Raw genomic sequence first — 6,821 nt, 5'->3', positions numbered from 1 at the left:
CCCATCAGCTGATCGCGGATGTACTGCTTGGCCCCCTCCCCGATGGCGACCAGCATGATCACCGAGGCGACCCCGATGATGACCCCGAGCATGGTTAGAAAGGCGCGAATCTTGTTCGAGGCCAGCGCCCCGAAGGCGACGCGCAGGTATTCCATGGGGTTCACGGCAACACCGCTGCGCCAGCGACGTCGGCATCGCGCACATCCGAAAGCAGCATGCCGTCTTGAATTGTCACCACCCGTTTGGCATGTTCGGCCACTCGGGGGTCGTGGGTGACCACCACCATCGTGCGCCCCTGATCGTGGAGCTGACCGAAGAGCTCGATGATTTCGCTGCCGGTGTGGCTGTCGAGGTTGCCGGTCGGCTCATCGGCGATGATGACGTCGGGGTTGTTGGCCAGCGCCCGAGCGAGCGCCACCCGTTGCTGCTGCCCCCCCGAGAGCTCGGTGGGGAGGTTGTCGATCTTGCTGCCCAGGCCGAGCTGGGCCAGCAGTTCGGCGGCGCGAGCCCGGCGCTCCTTGCCGCTCTTGCCTGCATAAATCATGGGCAGCGCCACGTTGTCGGCGATGGAGTACCGGGGCAGCAGATTGAAGGATTGAAAAACGAAGCCGAGGCGGTGGTTGCGTAGGGCTGCCAGTTCTGTGTCGTTCAGACCGGAAACCTCATCCCCCGCCAGGTGGTAGGTTCCGGAGGTGGGGGTGTCGAGCAGGCCGAGGATGTTGAGCAGCGTCGATTTGCCACTGCCCGAGGGGCCAACGATGGCCACAAACTCCCCTTGGGCAATGGTCAGGTCGATCCCCTTGAGCGCCTCAAACCTAACTTTGCCGGTCTGGTAGATCTTGCCGACGCCCGAAAGCCGAATCAGCGCAGCAGTCACGGCGCCCCCTTCACCACCGCCCGAATTCCCGGTGCCAGCCCCTCGACATCGAAGGAGGTCACCACCTCCTCCCCCGCGCTCAATCCCTTGCGAATCTCGGTGAGATCCCAGTTGGCCGCCCCCGGCTCGACGATTCGCTTGGCGATCCTCCCCCCCTCGACGGTGTAGACGAAGTGTTCGCCATCTTGGGTCATCACCACGTTGGTCGGCACCTTGAGAATCCCTTTGACCTCGTCGACCAAGATTTCTACATCGGCCGACATGCCGGGACGCAGGGTGGCGGGAGGGTGGTCGAGGGTCAGCTTCACCTCGACCGAGCGGCTTTGCAGCTTCTCGCCTGAAACGGCGGGGGCGATGTAGCTCAAGCGGGCAGCAAAGCTCTGCTCCGGCAGGGTATCGAACCTGATCTCCACCGCTTGACCCAGCTTGAGGCGGCTCAGGTCGATCTCGTCGATGGTGGCCCGAATGTAGAGGTGATCGAGCAGCGTGATCTGGGCAACCGTCTGCCCCAAGGTGACCAACTCCCCCTTCTTGACCGGAAGGGAGGTGATCGTCCCGGCGATGGGGGCGCGGATGACGGTGTGGTCGAGGTCGTCTTCGGCCAGCCTGAGCGCCGCCCGAGCTTGCTCCACATCGGCCTTGACCGCCTTGAGGTTTTCTTCGGCCAGCAGCACCTGATCTTTACCCGATTGGGCCCCGGCGAGTCGCGCCTTGGCGACCTCCAACTCAGCGGCAACCGCATTGAGATTACTTTCGGAGTTTTGCCCCCTATCGAAGAGCTGCTTTTGTTTGGCGTAGCGGCTTTCGACCTCGTTGTACTGGGCCTGGGCCTGACGCAAATCGTTGACGCTGCGCGCCTGCTCGACCCGCAGTTGCACCATGCCCGAACGCAGCCGCGACTGCGCCGCCTGCAACCCCGCCTGGACCTGCTTAACCCGCTGCTTGGCCGCGCCGTCGTCCAGGCGAAGCAACACCACCCCCTGCGCCACCGTTTGCCCCTCCTCCACCTCAACCCGGATGATCGAGGCGGCGACCTCGGCCCGCACCAAAGCGGTGTCGTCGGTATCGACGGTTCCGGTCTCGGTGGGGGTGACGGTGACCTTCAAATCGCCCCGCGCCACCGGCGTAGTCGCGACCTCGATCTGGGGGCCGAGCCAAATCCGGTACCCCAAACCGGCCACAACGGCGACAACAACCAACAAAGTCACGATGCGCGAACGTTGAAGCGCCATGGGATCCTCATGAAAGTGTGGAGCGGTATGCCAATGCCAAGTCTGACGCGTCGAACCGGTCAAACAAGCCACATCCTTTTGGGAAACGCCGATTCAAGGCCTCCTGCCTTGAATCGGCACGCTACGCAAAAAACGTGGTTTTTGCTTCGCTTGCAAAATCAGCAGAGCTTCGGCGACTTAGGTCGCCTTCTACTGACGTTCCCGATTTTGGCGACCCATCCCTGGGTCGCTCGGAAGCGCTATTCAATCGGCGCTTCCTTTGGGGAAGCCGACCCCGACGATTTGCTCAATCGGGTTTCATTGGCTGGTCTTAATGCACATATTTGCGGCATTTGTTTGGCTTACAACAATACGACACAACCAAACGACACTGTATTTTCAACAACTTACGACATAGGCACGCCGATTGCGTAGGTTTTGCGACAATTTTCTTATCCGTGAGGGGGTTCCATGTCCAACGCCGGTTTCGACGTTTTCTTTCTGCTGATGGGCGCCGCCATGGTGCTGGCGATGCACGCTGGATTCGCCTTCTTAGAGGCGGGGACGGTACGCCGCAAAAATCAGGTCAACGCCCTGGTTCGGGTCATCACCGACTTTGGCTTTTCGACCCTGGCCTACTTCTTCATCGGGTTTTCCGTCGCCTACGGCATCCATTTTTTCAAGCCGGCCTCTGAGCTTTTGAGCCTCGGCGGCGCCAGCAACGGCTACGAACTGGTCCACTTCTTCTTTTTGCTCACCTTTGCCGCCGCCATCCCCGCCATCATTTCAGGGGGCATCACCGAGCGGGTCCGCTTTCTTCCCAATGCCATCGCCACCATTTTACTGGTCGGCTTGGTCTACCCCTTTTTCGAGGGGATGGTGTGGAGCAGCAACTTCGGCTTTCAAGATTGGATGACCAACACCTTCGGGGCCGCCTTCCACGACTTTGCAGGTTCGGTGGTGGTTCACGGCATGGGGGGCTTTTTGGCGGTGGGGGCGGTGATCCTTTTGGGGGCCCGTAAAGGGCGTTACGGCAAGGACGGCTCGGTCCGAGGGATCCTCCCCTCCTCAATTCCCTTCCTGGCGCTCGGTTCGTGGATCCTGGTGGTGGGGTGGTTCGGCTTCAACGTCATGAGCGCCGCCAAAGTCGAGGGGGCCTCGGGATTGGTGGCGGTCAACTCGCTGCTGGCGATGGTGGGGGGGCTGGTCTGCGCCTTGATCGCCGGGCGCAACGACCCCGGCTTTGTGCACAACGGCGCCCTGGCCGGACTGGTGGCGGTCTGCGCCGGCTCCGATTTGATGCACCCCATCGGGGCGCTGGCCACCGGCGCGGTCGCCGGAGCAATCTTCGTTTTCGGTTTCACCTTTTTGCAGAACAAACTCAAGATCGATGACGTGCTCGGGGTGATCCCCCTGCACGGGGTGTGTGGCGCCTGGGGCGGCATTGCAGCAGGAATCTTCGGCTTGGAGGCGCTGGGGGGGATTGGCGGCGTCACCTTCGCCAGCCAGCTCACCGGTACTCTTATCGGGGTCGCCATTGCGGTGGCGGGGGGCTTCGCGGTCTTCGGCGCGGTTAAGGCGATGATGGGACTGCGTTTGAGCGAAGAGGATGAATACCAGGGGGCCGATCTGGCGATCCACAGGATCAGCAGCAATCCCGAAGAGGACATGAGCCGGGCGTAATGTCTGCGACCATCGCTTCAAAATCCTTCCTACGGGGCTTTCGGGCCCCGTTTTTTTTTAGGGAATCCCCCCCTGAACGCCTGCTGCCACGAATAACACACATGCACACCACAGGTGCGCCGACGTATGCCCCCCACCCCTCGATTCAGGATCCCCCTCTTTCCGTGTTTTGTTCTTTCTTGCGTGACTCGAAACCTCGTCTTTCCCACTCCGAAACAAATGCCCTCCCCTAGGCACCCCCCAGTCAAGACTGCACATCATTTCAGCACTACCGATGGCCACCCCATTGGGAGCCACAGCGCAATAAACTTTATATCTATTTGATAAAATTAGTGATTTTGTTCTTGGCACACCCCGTGCTGTAAGGGAGAGCGTCGGGCAAAGCCCAAAGGTTTTCATCCTCCACCAACCCAACACGAAATGGGAGCCGCCATGAACAAGCGCATCATCACCACCTCCGCCGCCCTTTTGGCCCTGGCCGCCGTCGCCCCCGCTGCTCAAGCCGAAGACGGTCTTTCGGTTTCCGGCGACATCGGTAGCTACAGCCAGTACGTGTGGCGCGGCGTTCCCCAGACCTCCGGCGCCACCGCCGTTCAGGGCGATGTGGTTCTCGCCATGGGCGATGCCTCGCTGACCGCTTGGTTCTCCAACGCCTATACCGGTGCTTCGAGCAACAGCGGTACCGCCACCGTCGACGAGTTCGACTATGTCGGCGATTACTCCGGTTCGGTGGGCGGGATCGGTTACTCGGTCGGTTTCATCTACTACACCTACCTGTACGACAGCGGTTCCAACTTCTTGGAGATCTATGCGGGTGCCTCATTGGATGAAGCCCCCCTGGCCCCCTCGCTGACCGTCTACTCCACCGTGGGCGAGTCGGGCAGTAAGTTCTACAAGAACGGCGACCTCTGGGTCGATTTGGGCGTTTCGCAAACCGTGGGCAGCTACGACCTGGGGCTGACCCTGTCGTACGCCAACCTCAACAGCGACAAGGGAACCGGCGGCAGCGGCTTCAAACTGGCGACCTTGAGCGCCAGCAAAGATGTGGCGGCGGGCGACACCACCTTCACCCCCAGCCTGACCATGACCTACCCCTTGGTCGGCAACACCAAGACGATTTACGGCGCCACTGCCGACAAGCAGGTCATTGCCGGTGTGAGCATGGGCTTCTGATCCACAGGTTTCAGATCTCGGCGGGCCGCTGCGGCGGCCCGCCTACCCCAAGCTAAATAGAGGAGCACCCCATGAAAATGATCGTTGCAGTCATCAAGCCGTTTCGGCTCGATGCCGTCCGCGAGGCCCTCTCGCAAATTGGTGTGGAGGGGATCACCGTGACCGAGGTGAAGGGTTTCGGACGTCAACGTGGCCATACCGAGCTCTATCGTGGTGCCGAATACGTGGTCGATTTTCTGCCCAAGGTGAAGCTTGAAGTGGCAGTGGTCGACGAGAACCTCGCCCCTGCGATGGAGGCGATCCAGAGCGGCGCCCGTACCGGGAAGATCGGCGACGGCAAAATCTTCGTCCTCGACCTCGAACAGGTCATCCGCGTGCGTACCGGCGAGTCCGACGCCGAGGCCCTTTGATCCCCCACGGGAGAATCGCCATGTCCATGTATTCCAAGTTTACGAAAGGGGCCGCAACGCTGGCCCTGGCAGCCCTGCCGACGTTGGCCCTGGCCGACGACACCCCGACGATTAGCGCAGGCGACACCGCCTGGATGATCACCGCCACCGCGCTGGTCCTCTTCATGACCATCCCCGGTTTGGCCCTGTTTTACGGTGGGATGGTCCGCGCCAAGAACGTGTTGTCGGTCCTGATGCAAACCTTCGCCATCACCTCGCTGATGACGATTTTGTGGATGGTTTACGCCTACAGCCTGGCCTTCACCGATGGCGGCGGACTCAACGCCTTTGTTGGCGGTTTCGAGAAGGTCTTCCTGTCTGGGGTCGACTTCGACGCCATCAGCGGAACCATCCCCGAGACGGTCTTCATGACCTTCCAGATGACCTTCGCGATCATCACCCCCGCTTTGATCGTTGGCGCCTTCGCCGAGCGGATGAAGTTTTCTTCTATGTTGGTCTTCATGGCGCTGTGGGTGACCGCTGTGTATGCCCCGATTACCCACTGGGTGTGGGGCGGCGGCTGGTTGGCCGATAAGGGTGTGCTCGATTTCGCCGGCGGTACCGTGGTCCACATCAATGCCGGTGTTGCCGGTTTGGTCGCGGCCATCGTCTTGGGCGCCCGCAAGGGTTATCCCAAACATGCGATGCCCCCCCACAACCTGACCCTGACCATGATCGGTGCCTCGATGCTGTGGGTCGGCTGGTTTGGTTTCAACGCCGGTAGCGAATTGGCTGCCGATGGCCGTGCGGGCATGGCTCTGGCCGTCACCCAGATCGCCACCGCGATGGCGGCTCTGTCCTGGATGGGCGCCGAATGGCTGAAGTACGGCAAGCCCAGCATGCTCGGCATCGCCTCGGGCGCCGTCGCTGGTTTGGTCGCCATCACCCCCGCCTCCGGTTTCGTCGGCCCCATCGGCGCACTGGTGATCGGTTTGGTGGCTGGTGCTGCCTGCTTCTACGCGGTTGCCGTTCTCAAGCGTGCGCTGGGTTACGACGATTCGCTGGATGCCTTCGGGGTCCACGGCATCGGCGGCATCGTCGGCGCCATCCTGACCGGTGTGTTCGTCTCCGCCGACTTCGGCGGATTGGGGCTGGCCGAGGGTGTGAGCATCGGTTCCCAGGTCGGCACCCAGTTCCTGGGCGTGATCGCCACCATCGTCTACTGCGCGGTGGTCACCTTCATCATCCTCAAAGTGGTCGATCTGCTGATGGGTCTGCGGGTTACCGAAGAGGAAGAGGAGCAGGGTCTGGACATCACCCAGCACAACGAGCGTGGTTACGTGCTCGACTAAGTGGAATCAGGGCCCAGGGAGGGGCCTTCCACCCGGCAGTTTGAGTTTGAGTATTGAGTTTTTTGAGCAGAGGTTGGGAACCATTTTCATTGCCCGATGACTGCTTTTGATAACTTCCTCCTCCAGGGAAGACACT

6 protein-coding genes are annotated in these 6,821 nt (G+C 61.1%); 4 read left to right on the top strand and 2 right to left on the bottom strand.

What is annotated here, in order from left to right; genetic code table 11:
* Positions 1-160 precede the first annotated feature (160 nt).
* Together AUJ55_06945 and AUJ55_06940 are read right to left on the bottom strand one after the other, a co-directional pair.
* Positions 161-877 (bottom strand): hypothetical protein, encoded by a 717-nt coding sequence (locus AUJ55_06945; GenBank protein OIO57379.1) that lies wholly within the window; start codon positions 875-877, stop codon positions 161-163.
* Positions 874-2,109, bottom strand: a complete 1,236-nt coding sequence (locus AUJ55_06940; protein ID OIO57378.1) for a hypothetical protein — start codon at positions 2,107-2,109, stop codon at positions 874-876. Before AUJ55_06940 ends, AUJ55_06945 begins: the two co-directional genes overlap by 4 nt.
* Positions 2,110-2,559: 450 nt before the next feature.
* Between AUJ55_06940 and AUJ55_06935 the strand changes: the two genes are divergently transcribed.
* The 4 genes from AUJ55_06935 to AUJ55_06920 all read left to right on the top strand — a co-directional run bounded on the left by AUJ55_06935 (position 2,560) and on the right by AUJ55_06920 (position 6,685).
* The gene (locus tag AUJ55_06935; GenBank protein OIO57377.1) at positions 2,560-3,771 is read left to right on the top strand and encodes an ammonium transporter; all 1,212 of its coding nucleotides are present in this window, start codon (positions 2,560-2,562) and stop codon (positions 3,769-3,771) included.
* 432 nt (positions 3,772-4,203) lie between these two features.
* Entirely contained in the window at positions 4,204-4,944 is a 741-nt protein-coding gene (locus AUJ55_06930; GenBank protein ID OIO57376.1) for a hypothetical protein, read from the top strand.
* A gap of 71 nt (positions 4,945-5,015) precedes the next feature.
* On the top strand, positions 5,016-5,354 hold the full coding sequence (locus AUJ55_06925; protein OIO57375.1) for a transcriptional regulator: 339 nt from the start codon (positions 5,016-5,018) through the stop codon (positions 5,352-5,354).
* Positions 5,355-5,380: 26 nt separating this feature from the next.
* Positions 5,381-6,685 carry an ammonia channel protein gene (locus AUJ55_06920; protein OIO57385.1) on the top strand — a complete coding sequence of 435 codons (1,305 nt, stop codon included), beginning with the start codon at positions 5,381-5,383 and terminating at the stop codon, positions 6,683-6,685.
* Positions 6,686-6,821: the final 136 nt, after the last annotated feature.

It is taken from the genome of Proteobacteria bacterium CG1_02_64_396 (genome assembly GCA_001872725.1).
Classification (GTDB): domain Bacteria; phylum Pseudomonadota; class MNWR01; order CG1-02-64-396; family CG1-02-64-396; genus CG1-02-64-396.
The sequence above is the reverse complement of the archived record's forward strand: the minus strand, read 5'-3'. Positions and strand labels throughout refer to the sequence as shown.